Here is a 19,052-nt window from a genome sequence, read left to right as displayed (position 1 = left end):
GGCCCCGGCGCCGGTCCGGGGGGGCTTATGCCAGCCAGAAGCCGGCGGCGAGCAGCGCCGCCAGGGTGAGGGCGCCACCGAACAGCGCATAGGGCAGCTGGGTCAGTGCGTGATCCATGGTGTCACAGCCGGCGCCCTGGGCGGACAGCACGGTGGAGTCGCTGAAGAAGCAGGCGTGGCTGCCGAAGGCCGAGGCCGAAAGCAGGGCCCCCACCACCAGCGGCATGGGCACGTTCATGGCCTGGGCCAGGGGTACCACTATCGGCAGCGAGATCACGAACACCCCCCAGCTGGAGGCGGTACTGAACACCACCAGCGCCATCACCAGGAACACCACCGCGGGCAGCAGCGCCGGGGTGAGCAGGGGGGTGACGGTGTCGATGATGTACTGGGTCATGCCCAGCTGATCGTTCACTTCCTTCAGGATAAAGCCGGCGCAGACGGTGGCGAGCGGGTACAGCATTACCTTGAAGCCGTCGAGGGTGGCCTCCACCTGCTGCTGGAACGACAGCAGCCGCTGCACCGAGTAGAGCAGCATGGTGCAGCCCAGCGCCACCAGCACCCCTTTCAGCAGGTCGATTTCGTACCAGACGCTGGCGAACACCAGCACCCCCATGGGCAGCAGGAAGTTGAGCAGGCCGAGCCAGGCGGGAGTGCTGCGGGGCGGCTGGCTTTCTTCCTGGTCTTCCCAGCCGGTCGGCACCGGCTGGCCGGCGCGGGCGCGGGCTTCCGCCTGCTTCATGGCGCCCAGATCCGGCAGCCGGTTGCCGGCCACCAGCACCACCACCAGCAGCGCGGCCCAGCCGTAGAGCATGTAGGGAATGCTGTCGATATAGAGCGACATGCCCCGGCCACCTTCGGCGGCGCCGGAGTCCTCCAGCAGGGAGGCGAAGAACACCGCCCAGGTCGAGACCGGCACCAGGATACAGATGGGCGCGGCGGTGGAGTCCACTATATAGGCCAGCTTCTCCCGGGAGATCTGGTAGCTGTCGGTGATCTTCTTCATGGAGGAGGAGACGGCGAGGGAGTTGAGGTAGTCGTCGATAAACACCACCAGCCCCAGGCCGACGGTGCCGAACATGGCGCCGCGGGGAGACTTGATCAGCCGGGTCATGAAGTTGCCGAAGCTGTGCACGCCGCCGCCCCGGGCCAGCAGGTTGATGAGCCCGCCCATCATGCCGCACACCAGGATCAGCCAGGCGATGGTCTCGTCCATCATCACCGCCAGGGTGACGTCCGCCAGCGGCGTCACCAGGTCGGTGGGATCGATCAGCAGCAGCCCGAGCAGGGCGCCCGCCAGCAGGGATTCCACCGTCTTGCGGGTGAGCACCGCCATGGTGATCACCAGGGCGGCCGGCAGCAGGCTGAGCACGCCGTAGTCGCTGCCGGCCTCGTGGGTGAAGCCGAGCCAGGCAAAGCCCAGCGCCGCCGCCAGGGCCACCGCCAGTCCACGCCACAGCGGCGGCCATTTTTCGGAGGGTTCGAGTACCAGGGTATCGTCTCGTTGCATCGGTATTGTCCTTGGTCGAGGGGCCGGCGATGGCGCCGGTCATGTCCCTATGGTTTTCCTACGGCGGCCGCGGCCGCCTTCCCAAAATCCGGCGCCATCGCCACCCGGTCGAAGCCGGGCGTCATGCCGCCGGAAAATCGCGGTGATGCCGACTCAGGCGTTTTTAAGCATCCACTCCAGTTCGATATCGGAGATGCGCCGCTCGAACTCCAGCAGCTCGTCGTTCTTGCAGATGCGGTAGACCTCGATGAACTCCTCCCCCAGGTAGCGCTTGAGCGGCTGGCTTTCGGCCAGCACCTGCAGCGCCTCGCTCTGGCGGGTGGGGAAGGGCAGCCCTTCCTGCTCCAGGCCGTTGCCCACCACCGGCGCCGGCAGCGGCAGGGTGTTGTCCAGGCCGTGCAGCAGGCCGGCGAGGATGACCGCCACCACCAGGTAGGGGTTGGCGTCGGACCCGGCCACCCGGTACTCGATGCGGCGGGCGTCGTCGTCGCCGCAGGGGATGCGCAGGGCCACCGTCCTGTTGTTGTGGCCCCAGGAGGCCTGGGTGGGCACGTACATGCCGGGCTGGAAGCGGCGGAAGGAGTTCATGTTGGGGGCCAGCAACGCCATGCTGTCGGGCATCAGATCCAACATGCCGGACAGGGCCAGATGCAGCAGGGCCGAGTCTTCGCCCTCTTCGTCCACGAACAGGTTGTCGCCCTGGTCGTCGACCACGCTGATGTGCACGTGCAGGCCGCTGCCCGCATGCTCCTCGTAGGGTTTGGCCATAAAGGTGGCGTCCATCTCGTGCTGCTCCGCCACCAGCTTGATCAGCCGCTTCAGCGCCAGGGCCTGGTCGCAGGCAGCGAGCACGTCGTCGGTATGATTGAGGTTGATCTCGAACTGGCCCGGCGCCGCCTCGGCCACGGCGCCGTCGGCGGGCAGCCCCTGCCGGATGGCCAGGTTGTCGATGTCGGCCAGGATCTCGGCGAAGTTGTTGAGGTTGTCCACCGAGTACACCTGGCTGTAGGTGTCCCGCTTCTGGGTGAGCGGCGAGCAGGGCGGCTGCAGCCGGCCGCTCTCGTCCCGTTCCCGGTCCACCAGGTAGAACTCCAGCTCCAGCGCCACCACCGGCCGCAGGCCCCGGGCCTTGACCTTTTCCCACACCCGGGCCAGCACGTTGCGCGGCTCGAGCGGGAAGGGCTGCTCGTCCTCGGTGACCATGGTCAGCAGTAGCTGGGCCACGGTATCCGGATCGCAGGCCGAGGGCACCAGGGTATCGGCGATGGGGAAGCAGGGCAGATCCGGCTCGCCGATGTCCTGGCCGATGCCGGTTTCCTCCACCACGTTGCCGCGAAAGTCCATGGCGAACACCGAGCCCGGGAAGAAGCAGCCCGCTTCCAGCTTGTCCAGGGCGCTCACCGGCAGCCGCTTTCCGCGGAAGATGCCGTTGAGGTCGGTGAGCAGCACGTCCACATACTGGGTATCGGGATAGCGGGCCAGGTAGTCGGCCACCTCCCGCTCGAAGTCGCTCGGCGCCAGGGGTTCGACCTGGGCCAGGGGGTTTAACATTTCCATCTCTGCTTGCATGATTGCACCGCCATGTGACCGTTAAAAATACTTACCATGAGAAACATAAATTCGTTTATTTTGTTTTTCAAGTGTTAAATATTATTGAGTGGTAAATCTCCGTGTGCTAGGTTTTAACTATATATTTGACAAAAGTAGCCCACCAATGGTTTTTTGTTCAGGATTTAGAGCATGAGTGAGGAAACACGGATGGTGCATATATTTAACAAGCCTGTGGTCGGCATCATCATGTGCCGGCAACAGCTGGGGCCGCATCCGGCGATGACGCTGCAGGAGAAATACCTCAACGCCGTGCAGGCCGCGGGCCTGCTGCCCTTTCCCCTGGCCCAGGGGCTGGGCGACGACGAACAGGGCCTGGAGCAGGCCCTGGCCATGCTCGACGGCCTGCTGCTGACCGGCAGCTACAGCAACATGGAGCCCCATCACTACGGCGAAAGCGGGGAAGAGCCGCTCAACGATCCGGGGCGGGATCGCCTGAGCCTGCGGCTCATCGCCGCCGCGGGTGAGCGCCGACTGCCCCTGTTCGGCATCTGCCGCGGCTTCCAGGAGATGGTGGTGGCCAGCGGCGGCACCCTGCACCGGCGCCTGCACGACACCGGCCTGTTCGACGAACACCGGGAAGACAAGCAGCAGCCCCTGGCGCGGCAGTACGCCCCGGCCCACGACATCCTTCCCGAAGCGGGTGGCCTGCTGGCCCGGCTGGCCGGCCCCGGCCGCCAGCCGGTGAACTCCCTGCACATGCAGGGGGTGAAGGCGCTGGGCGCGGCGGCGCGGGTCGAGGCGCGGGCGCCGGACGGACTCATAGAGGCCATCAGCCTGACTGATCAGCCTTTCGCCCTGGGGGTGCAGTGGCATCCGGAGTGGCTGAGCCGGGACAACGCCCTGTCCCGCGCCCTGTTCGACGGCTTTGCCGAGGCCTGCCGCCACTACCGGGCGGCGAGGGAGGCGGGATGAGCGAGGCGCGCAATACCGACCTGGCCCCGGGCAGCCGGCTGGCGGCCATCCGCCAGCGGCTGGGCCTGAGCCAGCGCAAGGTGGCGGAGCTGTCCGGCCTGACCCACGGCGCCATCTGCACCATAGAGCAGGACAAGGTCAGCCCGGCGGTGAGCAGCCTGCAGAAGCTGCTCAAGGTGTACGGCATGTCGCTGTCGGAGTTTTTCGCCGAGCCGGTGCCCGCCAAGCGCAACAAGGTGGTGATCGAGCCCGAGGAGCTGATCGAGATCGGCAGCCGGGGCGTGTCCTTCAAATTGGTGCACAACGGCAACCGCAAGCGGGCCCTGGGCTTTCTGATCGAAACCTACGCCCCCGGCGCCAGCACCGGCGGCCACCTCAAGCACCAGGGGGAAGAGGTCGGCACCGTGCTCGAAGGGGAGATAGAGCTGACGGTGGACGGCGAATGCCACCGGCTCCGGGCCGGACAGAGCTACGTGATCGACACCGGCCTGCCCCATACTTTTACCAATGTTTCGGATCGGGAGTGCCGCATCATCAGCGCACACACCCCACCCAACCTGTAAGGAACGCGGAGAACATCATGGACTACAAAGACAAGGCCCATTGGCAGGCCAAGGCGGCACAACTGCGCATCGAATCCCGGCTCTTTATCGCCGGCGAATACCGGGAAGCGGAAGGGGGCGAGCGCTTCGAGGTGATCAACCCGGCCACCGACCGGGTCCTGGTCGAGGCCAGCCGGGCCCAGGAGCGGGACGTCAACACGGCGGTGGCGGTGGCCCGCACCAGCTTCGAATCCGGCGTCTGGGCCGAGGCGGCGCCGGCCGAGCGCAAGCGGGTGCTGCTGCGCCTGGCCGACTTGATGGAGGTCCACCGGGAAGAGCTGGCGTTGCTCGAGACCCTGGATACCGGCAAGCCGATCCGCCACAGCCTGCGGGATGACATCCCCGGCGCCATCCGCGCCATCCGGTGGTATGCCGAGGCGGTGGACAAGGTGTACGGCGAAATCGCCCCCACCGGGCCCGAGGCGCTGGCGCTGATCAGCCGCGAGCCCATCGGGGTGGTGGCGGCCATAGTGCCCTGGAACTTCCCGCTGCTGCTGGCCTGCTGGAAGCTGGGGCCGGCGCTGGCGGCGGGCAACTCCGTGATCCTCAAGCCGTCGGAGAAGTCGCCGCTCAGCGCCATCCGCCTCGGAGCCCTGGCCAGGGAGGCGGGCCTGCCCGACGGGGTGCTCAACGTATTGCCCGGCTTCGGCCACGAGGCGGGCAAGGCCCTGGCTCTGCACCAGGACGTGGACTGCCTCACCTTCACCGGCTCCACCGGGGTGGGCCGGCTGCTGATGGAATACGCCGGCCGCTCCAACATGAAGCGGGTGTGGCTGGAGGCGGGCGGCAAGAGCGCCAACCTGGTGTTTGCCGACTGCCCGGATCTGGCCAAGGCGGCCCGGGCCTCCGCCGCCGGCATTTTCTACAACCAGGGCCAGGTGTGCATCGCCGGTACCCGGCTGCTGGTGGAGGCGAGCATCAAGGACGCCTTCCTGGCCGAGCTGAAGAAAGCCGCCGAAGCGTTCAAGCCGATGGATCCGCTGGATCCCGAGTCCACCATGGGGACACTTATCGACAGCGATCACCACGGCAGCGTGTGTCGCTACATCGCCGAAGGGTTGGAGGAAGGCGCCGTACTCGGCCTGGACGGCCGGGAGCAGGCGGGCAACTTCATGGGGCCGACGGTGCTGGAGCAGGTGAGCCCGCACATGACGGTGGCCAGGGAGGAAATCTTCGGCCCGGTGCTGGCGGTAACCAGCTTCGACAGCGAGGAAGAAGCGGTGCGGCTGGCCAACGACAGCAAGTACGGCCTGGGGGCCGGGGTCTGGACCTCGGATCTGGGCCGGGCCCACCGGCTGGCGCGCAAACTCAGGGCCGGCTCGGTGTTTATCAACAACTACAACGACGGCGACATGACGGTGCCCTTCGGCGGCGTCAAGCAGAGCGGCAACGGCCGGGACAAGTCCCTGCACGCCCTGGAAAAATTCACCGAACTCAAGACCACCTGGCTGGCGCTGGATTAAGGGAGAGGTTTTAAATGGAACATGTAAACAGCTACTACGCCGCCTCGGCCAACCGGCACGAGCCCTGGCCGCAACTGACCGAAGACATCCGCTGCGACGTCTGCGTGGTGGGCGGCGGCTACACCGGCCTCTCTACCGCCCTCTTCCTCGTCGAGGCGGGCTTCGACGTGGTGCTGCTGGAAGCCAGCCGCATCGGCTTCGGCGCCAGCGGCCGCAACGGCGGCCAGATAGTCAACTCCTACAGCCGGGACATCGACGTGATCGAGGCCCGCTACGGCCAGGACACCGCCCGCATGCTGGGCAGCATGATGTTCGAGGGGGGCGACATCATCCGCAGCCGCATCGAGCAGTACGGCATCGACTGCGACTTCCGCCCCGGCGGCATCTTCGCCGCCCTCAACCCGCGCCAGTTGCACGAGCTGGAAAGCCAGAAGGCCAACTGGGAGCGCTACGGCCACCGGCAGCTCGAGCTGCTGGACGAACGGCGGGTACGGGAGGAGATCGGCACCGAGGCCTACGTGGGCGCCCTGCTCGACCATAGGGGCGGCCATATCCACCCGCTCAACCTGGCCCTGGGCGAGGCCGAAGCCATCCGCAAACTGGGCGGGCGCATCTTCGAGCAGTCGGCGGTGACCCAGATCCAGTATGGCGATCCGGCGGTGGCCAAAACGGCGGGCGGCAGCGTGACCGCCAATTTCCTGGTGCTGGCCGGCAACGCCTATCTCGGCAATCTGGAGCCCAAGCTGGCGGCCAAGGCCATGCCCTGCGGCACCCAGATAGTGACCACAGAGCCCCTGAGCGAGGAGCAGGCGGCGAGCCTGATCCCCCGCCACTACTGCGTGGAGGACTGCAACTACCTGCTGGATTATTACCGCCTCACCGGTGACAACCGGCTGCTGTACGGCGGCGGCGTGGTCTACGGCGCCCGGGATCCGGACGATATCGAGCGACTGGTCATGCCCAAACTGCTGAAGACCTTCCCCCAGCTCAAGGGGGTGAAGGTAGACTACCGCTGGAGCGGCAACTTCCTGCTGACCCTGTCGCGCCTGCCTCAGTTCGGGCGGCTGGAGTCGAACGTCTACTATATGCAGGGCTACAGCGGCCACGGCGTGACCTGCACCCACCTGGCGGGACGGCTGCTGTCCGAGGTGCTCAAGGGCCAGGCCGAGCGCTTCGACGCCTTCGCCCGCCTGCCGCACCTGCCCTTCTTCGGCGGCCGCCGCTTCCAGGTGCCCTTTACCGCCATGGGCGCCGTCTACTACAGCCTGCGCGACAAGCTGGGGGTGTGACCGGAGCCGGAAGCCTGAAGCGGGAAGAAAGGGGCTCCCTCCTTTGTTTAATGGTGGTCACCTCCGCACAGGCGGAGGTCCACCTGGCGTGCTGCTTCTGTCCATTCAATGGACCATGCCGAACCGGTGCCGGTTTTGGTCGAATAAATTCGACCCTTGCCGCCGGCTACGCCGGGCCTGTTGTAGGGTCCACTTCAGAGGGCCATCCCACCCACGGTGCCGGTTTTGGGTCAGGGAGTGGGTCTTTCCGCCATCATCGGGTATAGTGTTAGAGTTATTACTCAACTCATGGTCGCAACCGGGATGCGCCTGCCCTGAGCCGGGACGGCTTTTTCTTATCCTGTGAGGCTATAGATGAATCGACTGACTTCCCTTACCCTGCTGTCATCCCTGTCCCTGGTTGCCCTGAGCGGCTGCGCCGGGCCGGACAACCCGCAACAGACCCTGACCGGCACCGAGTGGCAGGTGCGGGATCTGAACGGCATGGACGTAAGCGGCGAGCTGCCCGGCAGCATCGGCCAGGCCGTCGGCACCCTCAACTTCGGCGACGACGGCCGGCTTTATGGCCGTGCCTTCTGCAACGGTTTCCATGGCGGCTACCGGCTCAAGGGCGACCAACTCGAGACCACCGGCATGGCCAGCACCATGATGATGTGCACACCGGCACAGATGGAGCGGGAGCAGGCCATGCTGGATATCCTCGGCAACGGCCGGCGCATCGAGTTCAATCCGGCTGGCGAGCTGGTGATCCATGCCGAGGACGGCCGCACCCTGACCGCCCGGTAAATATCAAAAGGAGTCGGGGTCAATTTTAAAAATTGACCCCGACTCCTACTCCTTTATCTCTTCCAGCATCCAGCATCCAGCATCCAGCTTCCAGCTTCCAGCTCCCGGCTTTCAGCCTTCCAGCAGGGTATCGGTCCTGGCGGCCATGATAAAGTCGTTGCGGTGCAGGCCGTTGATGGCGTGGGTCCACCAGGTGACGGTGACCTTGCCCCATTCCAGGGTGATGGTGGGGTGGTGGAATTCGCTCTCGGCCAGCTCCGCCACCTTGTCGGCGAAGGCCCAGGCCAGCTTGAAGTTCTTGAATTTGTATTCCCGCTCCAGCTGCAGCACCCCTTCCCGCGCCACCGGCGTCCAGTCGGGAATGTCCTTCATCAGGGCCGCCAGCTCTTCGTCGCTGACCCTGGGGGCATCGGCGCGGCAGGCTTCGCAGTGTTGTTGGGCAAGTGCGGTCATGTTCACTCCTTAACTGGCTTGTTGTTGTTTGGGCGGAAAGGTGGGGGCGAACAGCCCCAGGGCCTTGGCCTCGTTCACCCTGGCCATGATGTCCATCTCGGCGATATGGAACAGCTCGTCGATGGAGTCGATCACGTAGTAGATGGGCTGCATTATGTCGATGCGATAGGGGGTGCGCAGCACATCCAGGATATCGAAGGGGCGGAACTCCGGCACCGGGGACTCGAAGGCATAGCGGGTCTCGCCGGGGGAGGAGAGGATGCCGCCGCCGTAGATGCGCCGTCCTGCCGGGGTGTTGAGCAGGCCGAACTCCACGGTAAACCAGTACAGCCGGGCCAGGAAACCCCTGTCCTGGGGGCTGGCTTCCCGCCCCAGCTGGCCGTAGGTATGGGTAAAGCGGGCGAAGGCCGGGTTGGTGAGCAGGGCGCAGTGGCCGAAGATCTCGTGGAAGATGTCCGGCTCCTGCAGGTAGTCCAGCTCCTGCCGGCTGCGGATAAAGGTGGCCACCGGAAACTGTTTGCTGGCCAGCAGCGCGAAGAAGCGGTCGAAGGAGATCAGCGCCGGCACCCGGCTCACCTGCCAGCCGGTGGCGGGCTCCAGTATCCGGTTGATGTCGTCGAGCTGGGGGATGCGGTCCCGGGGCAGTTCCAGCCGGGCCAGGCCGTCCATGTATTCGTCGCAGGCGCGGCCGGCCACGCAGGCCAGCTGGCGTTCGATCAGGGTCTGCCAGATGGCATTTTCTTCGGTACTGTAATGGATGATGCCGTCCGGCCCCGGCTCCCGGGCCACATATTGGGTCGCTTTCATCTTGCTCCCTCCTCAAGCGGTGTCGGCTTTCTAATCTAGAGAGCCCGCTCATTATTTAGAAGCGGCGGTTCTGCCTTGGGTTCAGTACTCCTGTAACAATAAGTTTACATCAACCGGTCACATCCACCCCGGCCAGCCGGACCTGGAACACCTGGGCCAGGTAGGCCAGGTAGCCGGCGTCCTCGCACATGGCCTTGCCCGGGCTGTCGGACAGCTTGGCCACCGGCTGGCCGTTACAGGCGGTCATCTTGATCACGATATTGAGCGGCACCGGATCCGTCACGTCGTTGGTCAGGTGGGTGCCGATGCCGAAGGCCATGGCGCAGTCGTCCCGGAAGCGGTGATGGATCTCCAGCGCCCGGGCCATGGTCAGGCTGTCGCTGTAGACCAGGGTCTTGCCGCGCGGATCTATCTTCATGCGGCGGTAGTGGGCCAAGGCCTTCTCGGTCCAGAGCATGGGATCGCCCGAGTCCTGGCGCAGGCCGTCGAACAGCTTGGCGAAGTAGAGATCGAAGTCGCGCAGGAAGGCGTCCATGCCCACCACGTCGGTCAGGGCGTAACCCAGGCGGCCGCGGTATTCGTGCACCCAGGCTTCCAGCGCCGCCTTCTGGCTGTCGATAAGCCGTGGCCCCAGGGCCTGAAAGGCCTGCAGGAACTCGTGGGCCATGGTGCCCACCGGCCGGAGGCCCAGGCGGCGGGCCAGATCCAGGTTGCTGGTGCCGGCGAACTGCACCGGCAGCTGTTGGCCGAGCCGGCTCACCACTTCCTCCTGCCAGCGGCGGGAGAAGCGGCGCCGGGTGCCGAAATCGGAGAAACGGAAGCTGGCGGGGGCCGCGGCCGCCAGGGCTATCTTCTGCTGCAGCCGTTCCCGGGCCTGGTGCCAGTCGGGGGCGGGATAGTGCCGGCGGCAATAGACTTCGCAGATGATGGCCAAGAGCGGCACTTCGAACAGTATGGTGTGCAGCCAGGGGCCCTTGATATGCAGCTCGAGCCTGCCCCGCTCGCAGCCCAGCTCGATAAAGCGCCGATCCAGCCGGAACAGGCGGAGGAAGTGGATGAAGTCGGGCTTGATGTAGTCGAGCCCGGCCAGGTAGCCGAGTTCTTCCTCGTCGAGCCGGAGCCGGCACAGGTGATCGATCTCGGCGTCTATCGCATCGAGGCAGCCGCTGAAGTCGATGCCCGGGGTGCGGCAGCGGAAGCGGTATTCCACCGGCGCCGCCGGATGCTGATGCAGCACCGCCTGCATCATGGTGTATTTGTACAGGTCGGTGTCGAGCAGGGAGCGGATCACGGGCTCAGTCATCGGCCTGCTCCAACTGGCCGGCATCGTGCACGAAATGGGCGCCCAGCTGGATCATCTCGGCGATGGCGTGGCGGCTGCTCTCGTCGGCCACGCCGCGGATGGCGGAGCGGTTGACCACCACGGTGAAGCCGGCGGCCAGCAGCTGTAGCACCGTCTTGCGCACGCAGTAGTCGGTGGCCAGGCCCCCCACCAGCACGGTGCTCACCTCGTTGCAGCGCAGAAACTCGACCAGGCCGGTGCTCTGACGCTCGGCCAGGTCATGGTAGCAGGCGCCGTAGGGATGCATGTCCGGCTCCACCCCCTTCCACACGAAGAAATCGTAGTCGGCGGGGTGAGGCAGGCCGGCCAGCAGTTCGAAGCCGCGGGTGCCGGGCACCGCGTGGCGGGGCCAGCGGATATCCATGTTCCTGGCGCCTTCTATCGGAGTGAAGGGCGGTGCCTGCTCGGTAGCGAGCCACCGGGCCCGGGGCGAGTGGGCGTCCTTGGAGCCGAGGCGGTAGCCTGCGAAGGCGGCCTGGCGGTTGAGCTCGTCGGCGATCTGGTCGCCCTCGGGCACCGGCAGCTCGTCCGGGCAGGCCGGGGTAAAGGTGTACTGGGCGTCGACGTCCAGGCTGGCGACGCGGTGTTTGGCGGGTAATTTCATGCTCCACCTCCTATGGTTAAGTATGGGCCCGAGGGGGCCGGTGTAGCACTCTGTTAATATTGTTTTGATTGAGTCTAAAGGTGATTTGGTTCAGTATCGCCCCATCCGGGGGCTCTCCCCCCATTATCAGCCAAAGGTGAACAAGATGAGCGACAGCCACCAGCAAAACTACCAGCGTTTTATCGATGAAGTGAAAGCCAACCGGGTGATGTGGGGGCTGCGCTTCGGGGACGAGTGGGTGGTCTGCGACTCCACCGAGTTCGAAGACACCGAGGTGATGCCGGTCTGGTCCACCGAGGACGAGGCCAGGGCCCAGTGCCTGGAGGAATGGGCCGACTACGAGCCCTTCGAAATCAGCCTGGCCGAATTCCTGGAGATCTGGGTGGAAGACCTGTCCGAAGACGGCGTGCGCATCGGACCCAACTGGGACGAGGAGCTGGACGGCGTCGAGCTCGACGTGCTGGAGCTGGTCAAGGCCCTGGCCTGAGGACCCTTATTTTCTTCCTTGAACAAGAAGCAGGCTGCTGACAAACCTTCGTATTACTCTGTGGTCACTCCCGCGAAGGCGGGAGTCCAGTGCACTATGCCATGGATCTCCGCCTTCGCGGAGATGACCAGGGTTAAAACGGCTGCGAGAAAGGGAAATATCTGGCGAAAAACAGGAGCTGGACTTTGTCATCAAGCTGAAGGGCCCTATTTGGGCCCTTTTCTTTTTCCGGCCGGTCACCCCTGGCCGCTCTTGTGGTAGATCCGCTCGGGCCGGCCCCGGCTGCCGTAGTGCAGGCGGATCTGCAGCCGCTCTTCCGACTCCAGGTATTCCAGGTAGCGGCGGGCCGAGATCTGGGCGAAGGGCATCAGCTGCATGCCGCCCAGTTGCGGCCCGCCCTGCCAGGATGCGGTTGCGGTATTGAGTTTCTTCACGGACATCGTCTCCGGTTGGGGATTGCGACCATGCAATCGAGGCCGGCGACTGTACCCAAAATCCCTTTTTAACGCTTTGGCAACCCCTGCAAGGTGAAATAAAAACATTTTGCACTTAAAGCACACGGGCTCGGCGTGGCGGTACGACGCGGTGAGCCTCCTGGCGAGTGCCCCCACCCGCGGCCCCCGGTCGATGTAGCACTATTAGGATCGGTTATTTAAATAGCTGTTCCGAATAGTAGATCACTGTCGGCAACGACCGGGTTCCGCTAAGCAGACCCTCCGCGCCAGGGATGGCGCGGCGGAGCCCCCAGGGATGGGTTCACGGCGTGTCTGCGTGCGGGGCCCGGTCGATGTAGCACTATTAGGATCAGTTATTTAAATCATGTCCAAACAATACGACCATGTTTTTATCAGGGTTATCCCTTATTGGGTAATCCTGGTCGCCTTGTCGGTTTTTATCCATTCGTCGGCGGAAAAATGACAGGAATTGTTTTTGGCACTTTCCATCCCGACTATCAATATGGGCAAAAAATTACGGTTCTGCTACGGAATGAAAGAGGCATTCCAGGCTGCCCGGCATCGAGTGTGATGCCATGCAAAAAAAATAGTGATTTTTCATGTGTAAGCTGACACTTATCTTTTTTTTATGCTAATTGTTAATACGCACTGTGGATCGGCGTTACCTTTTACTGGAGGCCGATCTTAACGATAAGAAAAATATTGCAAGGATGATTTTTCAGGGGGCACCTAACACCCACACTTATTCCTTTTATATTGACTCGGCACTCTATGCCATCGCCAATTCCATGGGCCTGGCAGGGAATTATTTTCTCGCATTTCGGGTGCCCGGGTTTAATTAACAGGCCACAGTTTTTGTTTTTTCCGGCTTTTTTGCCGGTGGGCTCCTGCACGCTTTTTTAGGCGGTCGGGGGAAAGCATGTCCGGGAGGCAGAGATGAAAAATGCTGAAGCTGAAATAGTGCCGGGCGCGCGCGAGGCGACGACGGTGCTGTATCTTGTCGCCCTGGCGCCCGTCTTGGTGGCGGTGGCCGCCGGCTTGCCGCTGCTGTGGCTCACCGACTTCTCCACTCCCGCCCTGCTGGTGTCCGTGCTGTTGTGTCTGGCATCGGCCGGGCTGGGGCATTACTGCAAACTCAGCCTGGCCAGGCGGGCCGACGGCCGGGCCGAGGCGGTGGCGCCGCCTCCCCCGGAGCCGGCCGATGGCCCGGCCCTGGCCCAGGCGGTGCTGCCGATACTGGGGCGGCATATCGAGACCGCCCGCGGCCAGACCGAAGAGGCCATCGCCGAGCTGACCGGCCAGTTTTCCTCCCTGGTCCAGCGGCTCACCCTGCTGGTGGGAACCTCCGGCGACTCCATCGCCCGGGGCGAGGACGACATGAAGGCGGTGACCCGGTCCAGCGAGCAGGCCCTGGCGGAGATAGTATCTTCCCTGCGCGCCGCCCAGCAGCGGCACAGGGCCATGCTCGACGAGGTTCGGGTGCTGACCGGCTATACCGAAGAGCTGCAGAAGATGGCGGCGGAGGTGGACGCCATCGCCGGCCAGACCAACCTGCTGGCGCTCAATGCCGCCATAGAGGCGGCCCGGGCGGGGGACGCCGGCCGGGGCTTCGCGGTGGTGGCCGACGAGGTGCGCAGCCTGTCCATCCGCTCCAGCGCCACCAGCAAGAGCATGGCCGACAAGGTCAACGTCATCAACCAGGCCATCCTCGATACCTTCAGCGACAGCGAGCAGGCCAGCGCCGAGGACGACAGGGAGCTGGCCCAGACGGAAGCCGCCCTGCGTGCCGTCTTGAGCCTGTTTGGCGGCACCGCCGAGGGCCTGACCCGGGCGGTGGACAGCACCCGTACCGAAGGCGAAGAGGTGCGGGGCGAGATAGAGCAGATGCTGGTGTCGCTGCAGTTCCAGGACAGGACCAGCCAGATACTGCGCCAGGTGTGCGACAACCTGGAGGAATTCGGGCGGACCCTGATGCAGGTGGGGGAGCCCATCGACGTGGATGCCTGGCTGGCGCGCATGACCCGCAGCTACGCCATGCTGGAGCAGCACCTCAATCACCAGGGCCAGGCCGCCGAGCGCCAGGGCCAGTCGGACATTACCTTCTTCTAGGGGAGTACACTCATGGCCAAGACCATCATGATCGTCGACGACTCCGCCTCCTTGCGGCAGGTGGTCAGCATCGCCCTCAAGGGGGCCGGTTACGACACCATCGAAGCCTGCGACGGCCGGGACGCCCTGGCCAAGCTCAATGGCGGCAAGGTGCACCTCATCATCAGCGACGTCAACATGCCCAACATGGACGGCATCAGCTTTCTGAAGGAAGTCAAGCGCCACCCCGGCTACAAGTTCACCCCGGTGATCATGCTCACCACCGAGTCCCAGGCGGAGAAGAAGGCCGAGGGCCAGGCGGCGGGGGCCAAGGCCTGGGTGGTCAAGCCGTTCCAGCCCCAGCAGATGCTGGCGGCGGTCGCCAAGCTGGTCATGCCCTAGGGAGGAAGACAGATGCAGTTAATGGCCGAAACCCGGGAGCAGGGAGTGCTGTTGCGACTGGAGGGGGAGCTGACCATTTACACCGCCGCCGCCGTCAAGTCGCAGCTGGCGCCCTATCTGGCCGGGCCACAACAGCTGGGCCTGGATCTGGCGGGGGTCAGCGAGCTGGACAGCGCCGGTTTGCAACTGCTGCTGCTGGCCAAGCGGGAGCTCGACCGCCAGGGCGGGGCCCTGTCCCTGCTCTGGCACAGCCAGGCGGTGCTGGAGGCGCTGGAGCTGTGCCGGCTGAACGCCCACTTCGGCGATCCCCAGTGGCTGCCGGGTGATCCGAGCGCCTGAGCCCCTTATGGCAAGGAGAAGGAATTACAGATGAGCATCAACCTTGATCAGGTACTGCACACCTTTATCGACGAGGCCAGGGAGCTGCTGCAAGAGATGGAGAGCGGCCTGCTGGGGCTGGAGCAGGAGGCCGGCGCCGAGGTGCTGGACGCCATCTTCCGCGCCGCCCACACCATCAAGGGCTCGGCCGGGCTGTTCGGCCTCGACCCCATCGTCGACTTCACCCACGTGGTGGAGGACGTGCTGGACCGGCTGCGGGAGGGCAGGCTGGCCGCCGACGCCGGGCTGGTGACGTTGTTGCTGGCCGGGCGGGATCATATCGAGCAGCTGGTGGACGGGGTGGCGCGGGGCGAACCGCCGGCCGACGATACCCTGGAGCGGGGTCGGGCCCTGCTGGCACGGTTGCAGGCCTTCCGCGGCGGCGTTCCGGCGCCGGTGGCGACGGACGGCCCGGTGTCCCGCCAGCCTTGCGAGGAAGGGAGCGAGGCGGCGGCGAACCTCTGGCACCTGTCCCTGCGCTTCGGCCCCGAGGTGCTGCGCAACGGCATGGATCCCCTGTCTTTCCTGCGCTACCTGGGCACCATGGGGCGCATCCTCTCGCTGACCACCCTGAGCGACGCCATGCCGGCGGCGGCGGAGATGGATCCCGAATCCTGCTATCTGGGGTTCGAGCTCGACTTCCAGTCGGAGGCGGACAAGGCGGCCATCGCCGAGGTGTTCGACTTCGTCCGCGACGACTGCGAGCTGCAGATACTGCCGCACCACGGCAAGGTGTCCGAGTATATCGCGCTGATCCAGTCGCTGCCGGAGGACGACGCCCTGCTGGGGGAGATACTGGTGGCGAGCGGGGCCCTGACCCGGCAGGAGCTGGAGCAGGGACTGGCGGAGCAGGCCGCCGCCGAGGCGGCGCCGGCCCCCCGGCTGGGGGAAGTGCTGGTGGGGCAGCAGGCGGTGGCGCCGGTGCTGGTGCAGGCCGCCCTGGAGAAGCAGAGCCAGGGCCGGGAGCAGAAGAAAAAGGAAAGCCGCTACATCCGGGTCCAGGCCGACAAGCTGGACGAACTGATCAACCTGGTGGGCGAGCTGGTGATCGCCGGCGCCGGGGTCAAGCTGCTGGCCCAGCGCGCCCAGAACACCGCCCTGCAGGAGGCGGCCTCGCTGGTGTCCGAGCTGATGGAGGAGATCCGCGACGGGGCCCTGCGCCTGCGCATGGTGCCGATCGGCGATACCTTCAACCGTTTCCAGCGGGTGGTGCACGACGTCAGCCAGGAGCTGGGCAAGGACATCGCCCTGCACATCAGCGGCGCCGACACCGAGCTGGACAAGACGGTGATCGAGAAGATAGGCGATCCCCTGATGCACCTGCTGCGCAACGCCATGGACCACGGCATAGAGACGCCGGCGGCACGGCTGGCGGCGGGCAAGCCGGCCACCGGCAACCTCCGGCTCAATGCCTTCCACGACGCCGGCAGCATCGTCATCGAGATCGCCGACGACGGGGCCGGCCTCGACCGGGATCGTATCCTGCAAAAAGCCATGGAGCGGGAACTGGTCCCGCCGGGGACCAGCCTGAGCGAGCAGGACATCTACCAGCTCATCTTCGAGCCCGGCTTTTCCACCGCCGACACGGTGACCAACCTGTCGGGCCGGGGCGTGGGCATGGACGTGGTCCGCCGCAACATACTGGCGTTGCGGGGGCGCATCGATCTGGACAGCCGGCCGGGCCAGGGCACCCGGGTCCGCATCCGCCTGCCGCTGACCCTGGCGATCATCGACGGCTTCCTGGTGGGCGTGGGCGGCGAGCGCTACGTGGTGCCGCTGGACACGGTGCAGGAGTGCATCGAACTGAGCGAGGCGGATCGCCGGCTGGCCCGGGAACACAGCTACCTCAACCTGCGCGGCGAGGTGCTGCCGCTGATCAAGCTCGGCGAGCACTTCGGCCTGGCGGCGGCGAAGGGACGGCGCGAAAACGTGGTGGTGGTGCAGTGCGCCGGGCAGAAGGCGGGGCTGGTGGTGGACGAACTGCTGGGGGAACACCAGACGGTGATCAAGCCCCTGGGCAAGCTGTTCGGCGCCCTGCGGGGCATCGGCGGCTCGACCATACTGGGCGACGGCTCCGTGGCCCTGATCCTCGACGTATCAACCTTTGTGCAAGCAATGATTTCCCGGGAGGGGCGGGCCCTGTCCGCCTAGACGCCGGGGCGGAATTCATCCGTCAGTATCCATACTTAAGGAGTGCGCCATGTTTAAAGGAATGAGAGTCGCCACCAAGCTGGCCCTGGGCTTCGGCCTGGTGATCGCCATGCTGCTGCTGGTGTCCCTGGTCGGCATCAGCCGGATGCAGCAGCTCAACCAGGCCCAGCAACTGATCGTCGAGGATCTCTGGCCCAAGACCAAGCGGGCCAACGATGTGATCGACAAGGCCAACGCCATCGCCATCGCCCTGCGCAACATGATGCTGACCCTGGATCTGCGGGAACGGCAGCAGCAGCACGAGCAGATCCTGGAGTTTCGCCGGCAGATCGCCGCCGATCTCGATAGCTTGCAGCAAAGTATCCATTCCGAGCAGGGCATCGAACTGCTGCGGGTGCTGGGTGAGCAGCGGCAGCGCTATATCGCCGGCCAGGAGCGGTTGCTTGAGCTGATCGAGGGGGACAACCCGGGCGCGGCCCAGCGCTACCTGCAGAACGAACTGCGCCCCGTGCTCCGCGGTTACCAGGACAGCGTGGTCGCCCTGATCGAGTACCAGGGCGATCTGCTCGAGGCCTCCGGTCGCGAGGCCCACCGGACCTACGAGCAGGCCCGGCTGCTGATGCTGCTGTCCGCGGGCGCCGCCTTGCTGGCCGCGCTGCTGGCCGGCTGGCTGATCACCCGCAACCTGCTGCGCCAGCTGGGCGGCGAGCCGGATTATGCCGCCGCCGTCGCCGGCCGGATCGCCCAGGGGGATCTGTCGGTGGACATCGCCCTGCGCCGGGGCGACAGCACCAGCCTGCTGGCCGTGATGAAGGACATGGTGGATAGACTGTCCCAGATCATCGGCGAGGTGCGCACCGCCGCCGACAACCTGGCCAGCGCCTCCGAGGAGGTGAGCGCCACCGCCCAGTCCATGAGCCAGGGGGCCAGCGAGCAGGCGGCGGGAGTGGAGCAGACCAGCGCCTCCGTCGAGCAGATGAGCGCCAGCATCAACCAGAACACCGACAACGCCCGGGTCACCGACGGCATGGCCAGCAAGGCGGCGCGGGAAGCGGCCGAGGGCGGCGAGGCGGTGCAGCAGACGGTGGCGGCGATGAAGCAGATAGCCCAGCGCATCGGCATCATCGACGACATCGCCTACCAGACCAACCTGCTGGCGCTGAACGCGGCCATCGAGGCGGCGCGGGCCGGGGAGCACGGCAAGGGCTTCGCGGTGGTGGCGACCGAGGTGCGCAAGCTGGCGGAACGCAGCCAGGTGGCGGCCCAGGAGATCGGCGAGCTGTCCGACAGCAGCGTGGCCCTGGCGGAGAAGGCGGGGCGGCTGCTGGAGGAGATGGTGCCGGCCATCGACAAGACCTCGGATCTGGTGCAGGAGATCAGCGCGGCCTCGAGCGAGCAGGCCACGGGGGCGGCGCAGATCAACACCGCCATGAGCCAGCTGAGCCAGGTGACCCAGCAGAGCGCCTCCAGCAGCGAAGAGCTGGCGGCGACGGCGGAGGAGATGAGCAGCCAGGCGGAGCAGCTGCAGCAGGCGATGAGCTTCTTCACCCTGGTCGCCGGGGCCGCCGTCAAACGGGAGAGCCGGGTGGCGGCCGTCAAGGGGAAAGCGGCCAGGCCGCCCCAGCCGGAGCCGGATCTGGACGAGGGCGAACTGGAGCCCGGCTTCACCCGCTTCTAGGCACGGGCCGGGCGCCCCGGCGCCCGGCATCGGG

17 protein-coding genes and 2 pseudogenes are annotated in these 19,052 nt (G+C 65.6%); 12 read left to right on the top strand and 7 right to left on the bottom strand.

Features of this window, described 5'->3' with window-relative positions; genetic code table 11:
* Positions 1 to 25: 25 nt before the first annotated feature.
* Complete coding sequence (locus ACT7DK_RS16150; RefSeq protein WP_445400931.1) at positions 26 to 1,510, bottom strand: Na+/H+ antiporter NhaC family protein; 1,485 nt, start codon at positions 1,508 to 1,510, stop codon at positions 26 to 28.
* A 153-nt stretch (positions 1,511 to 1,663) separates the two neighbouring features.
* Positions 1,664 to 3,067 (bottom strand): glutamine synthetase family protein, encoded by a 1,404-nt coding sequence (locus ACT7DK_RS16145; protein ID WP_445400929.1) that lies wholly within the window; start codon positions 3,065 to 3,067, stop codon positions 1,664 to 1,666.
* A gap of 183 nt (positions 3,068 to 3,250) precedes the next feature.
* Here ACT7DK_RS16145 and puuD point away from each other — a divergent pair, with 183 nt between their 5' ends.
* From puuD to ACT7DK_RS16120, 5 genes are all read left to right on the top strand, one after another.
* The gene (gene puuD, locus ACT7DK_RS16140; protein ID WP_445400927.1) at positions 3,251 to 4,033 is read left to right on the top strand and encodes a gamma-glutamyl-gamma-aminobutyrate hydrolase; all 783 of its coding nucleotides are present in this window, start codon (positions 3,251 to 3,253) and stop codon (positions 4,031 to 4,033) included.
* Positions 4,030 to 4,596 carry an HTH-type transcriptional regulator PuuR gene (puuR, locus tag ACT7DK_RS16135; protein ID WP_445400925.1) on the top strand — a complete coding sequence of 189 codons (567 nt, stop codon included), beginning with the start codon at positions 4,030 to 4,032 and terminating at the stop codon, positions 4,594 to 4,596. Before puuD ends, puuR begins: the two co-directional genes overlap by 4 nt.
* A gap of 17 nt (positions 4,597 to 4,613) precedes the next feature.
* The gene (gene puuC, locus ACT7DK_RS16130) at positions 4,614 to 6,098 is read left to right on the top strand and encodes an aldehyde dehydrogenase PuuC (protein WP_445400923.1); all 1,485 of its coding nucleotides are present in this window, start codon (positions 4,614 to 4,616) and stop codon (positions 6,096 to 6,098) included.
* Between the two features lie 14 nt (positions 6,099 to 6,112).
* On the top strand, positions 6,113 to 7,387 hold the full coding sequence (locus tag ACT7DK_RS16125; RefSeq protein WP_445400921.1) for an NAD(P)/FAD-dependent oxidoreductase: 1,275 nt from the start codon (positions 6,113 to 6,115) through the stop codon (positions 7,385 to 7,387).
* A 354-nt stretch (positions 7,388 to 7,741) separates the two neighbouring features.
* Entirely contained in the window at positions 7,742 to 8,173 is a 432-nt protein-coding gene (locus ACT7DK_RS16120; RefSeq protein ID WP_445400919.1) for an META domain-containing protein, read from the top strand.
* A 111-nt stretch (positions 8,174 to 8,284) separates the two neighbouring features.
* Here ACT7DK_RS16120 and ACT7DK_RS16115 read toward each other — a convergent pair whose 3' ends face one another.
* The 4 genes from ACT7DK_RS16115 to ACT7DK_RS16100 form a co-directional block, all read right to left on the bottom strand.
* Entirely contained in the window at positions 8,285 to 8,626 is a 342-nt protein-coding gene (locus tag ACT7DK_RS16115; protein ID WP_445400917.1) for a 4a-hydroxytetrahydrobiopterin dehydratase, read from the bottom strand.
* A 9-nt stretch (positions 8,627 to 8,635) separates the two neighbouring features.
* A complete protein-coding gene (gene phhA, locus ACT7DK_RS16110; protein ID WP_445400915.1) occupies positions 8,636 to 9,433 on the bottom strand; it encodes a phenylalanine 4-monooxygenase in 798 nt (265 codons plus the stop codon).
* 109 nt (positions 9,434 to 9,542) lie between these two features.
* Positions 9,543 to 10,736, bottom strand: a complete 1,194-nt coding sequence (gene pncB, locus ACT7DK_RS16105) for a nicotinate phosphoribosyltransferase (protein ID WP_445400913.1) — start codon at positions 10,734 to 10,736, stop codon at positions 9,543 to 9,545.
* Positions 10,729 to 11,379 (bottom strand): isochorismatase family protein, encoded by a 651-nt coding sequence (locus ACT7DK_RS16100; RefSeq protein ID WP_445400911.1) that lies wholly within the window; start codon positions 11,377 to 11,379, stop codon positions 10,729 to 10,731. The genes pncB and ACT7DK_RS16100 overlap by 8 nt, the downstream gene beginning before the upstream one ends.
* A gap of 145 nt (positions 11,380 to 11,524) precedes the next feature.
* On the opposite strand from ACT7DK_RS16100, the gene ACT7DK_RS16095 reads away from it, so the two are divergent.
* A complete protein-coding gene (locus ACT7DK_RS16095) occupies positions 11,525 to 11,866 on the top strand; it encodes a DUF2750 domain-containing protein (RefSeq protein ID WP_445400909.1) in 342 nt (113 codons plus the stop codon).
* Between the two features lie 236 nt (positions 11,867 to 12,102).
* Here ACT7DK_RS16095 and ACT7DK_RS16090 read toward each other — a convergent pair whose 3' ends face one another.
* Positions 12,103 to 12,300, bottom strand: a complete 198-nt coding sequence (locus tag ACT7DK_RS16090; protein ID WP_445402419.1) for a hypothetical protein — start codon at positions 12,298 to 12,300, stop codon at positions 12,103 to 12,105.
* A 957-nt stretch (positions 12,301 to 13,257) separates the two neighbouring features.
* On the opposite strand from ACT7DK_RS16090, the gene ACT7DK_RS16085 reads away from it, so the two are divergent.
* The 6 genes and pseudogenes from ACT7DK_RS16085 to ACT7DK_RS16060 all read left to right on the top strand — a co-directional run.
* The gene (locus tag ACT7DK_RS16085; RefSeq protein WP_445400907.1) at positions 13,258 to 14,430 is read left to right on the top strand and encodes a methyl-accepting chemotaxis protein; all 1,173 of its coding nucleotides are present in this window, start codon (positions 13,258 to 13,260) and stop codon (positions 14,428 to 14,430) included.
* 12 nt (positions 14,431 to 14,442) lie between these two features.
* A complete protein-coding gene (locus tag ACT7DK_RS16080) occupies positions 14,443 to 14,811 on the top strand; it encodes a response regulator (RefSeq protein ID WP_445400905.1) in 369 nt (122 codons plus the stop codon).
* Between the two features lie 12 nt (positions 14,812 to 14,823).
* Positions 14,824 to 15,150, top strand: coding sequence for an STAS domain-containing protein (locus ACT7DK_RS16075; RefSeq protein ID WP_106729096.1), 327 nt, complete (start codon positions 14,824 to 14,826; stop codon positions 15,148 to 15,150).
* A gap of 30 nt (positions 15,151 to 15,180) precedes the next feature.
* Positions 15,181 to 17,340: a chemotaxis protein CheA gene (locus ACT7DK_RS16070; protein ID WP_445400902.1), complete on the top strand. Its 2,160-nt coding sequence runs from the start codon at positions 15,181 to 15,183 to the stop codon at positions 17,338 to 17,340.
* Between the two features lie 49 nt (positions 17,341 to 17,389).
* Positions 17,390 to 17,917 (top strand): annotated as a pseudogene (locus ACT7DK_RS16065) (MCP four helix bundle domain-containing protein); the annotation flags it as partial.
* A 261-nt stretch (positions 17,918 to 18,178) separates the two neighbouring features.
* Positions 18,179 to 19,018, top strand: a pseudogene (locus ACT7DK_RS16060) (methyl-accepting chemotaxis protein); the annotation flags it as partial.
* Positions 19,019 to 19,052 lie beyond the last annotated feature (34 nt).

The sequence above is a fragment of the Zobellella sp. An-6 genome, assembly GCF_052487945.1.
This window is presented reverse-complemented; position numbering and strand designations above follow the sequence as displayed.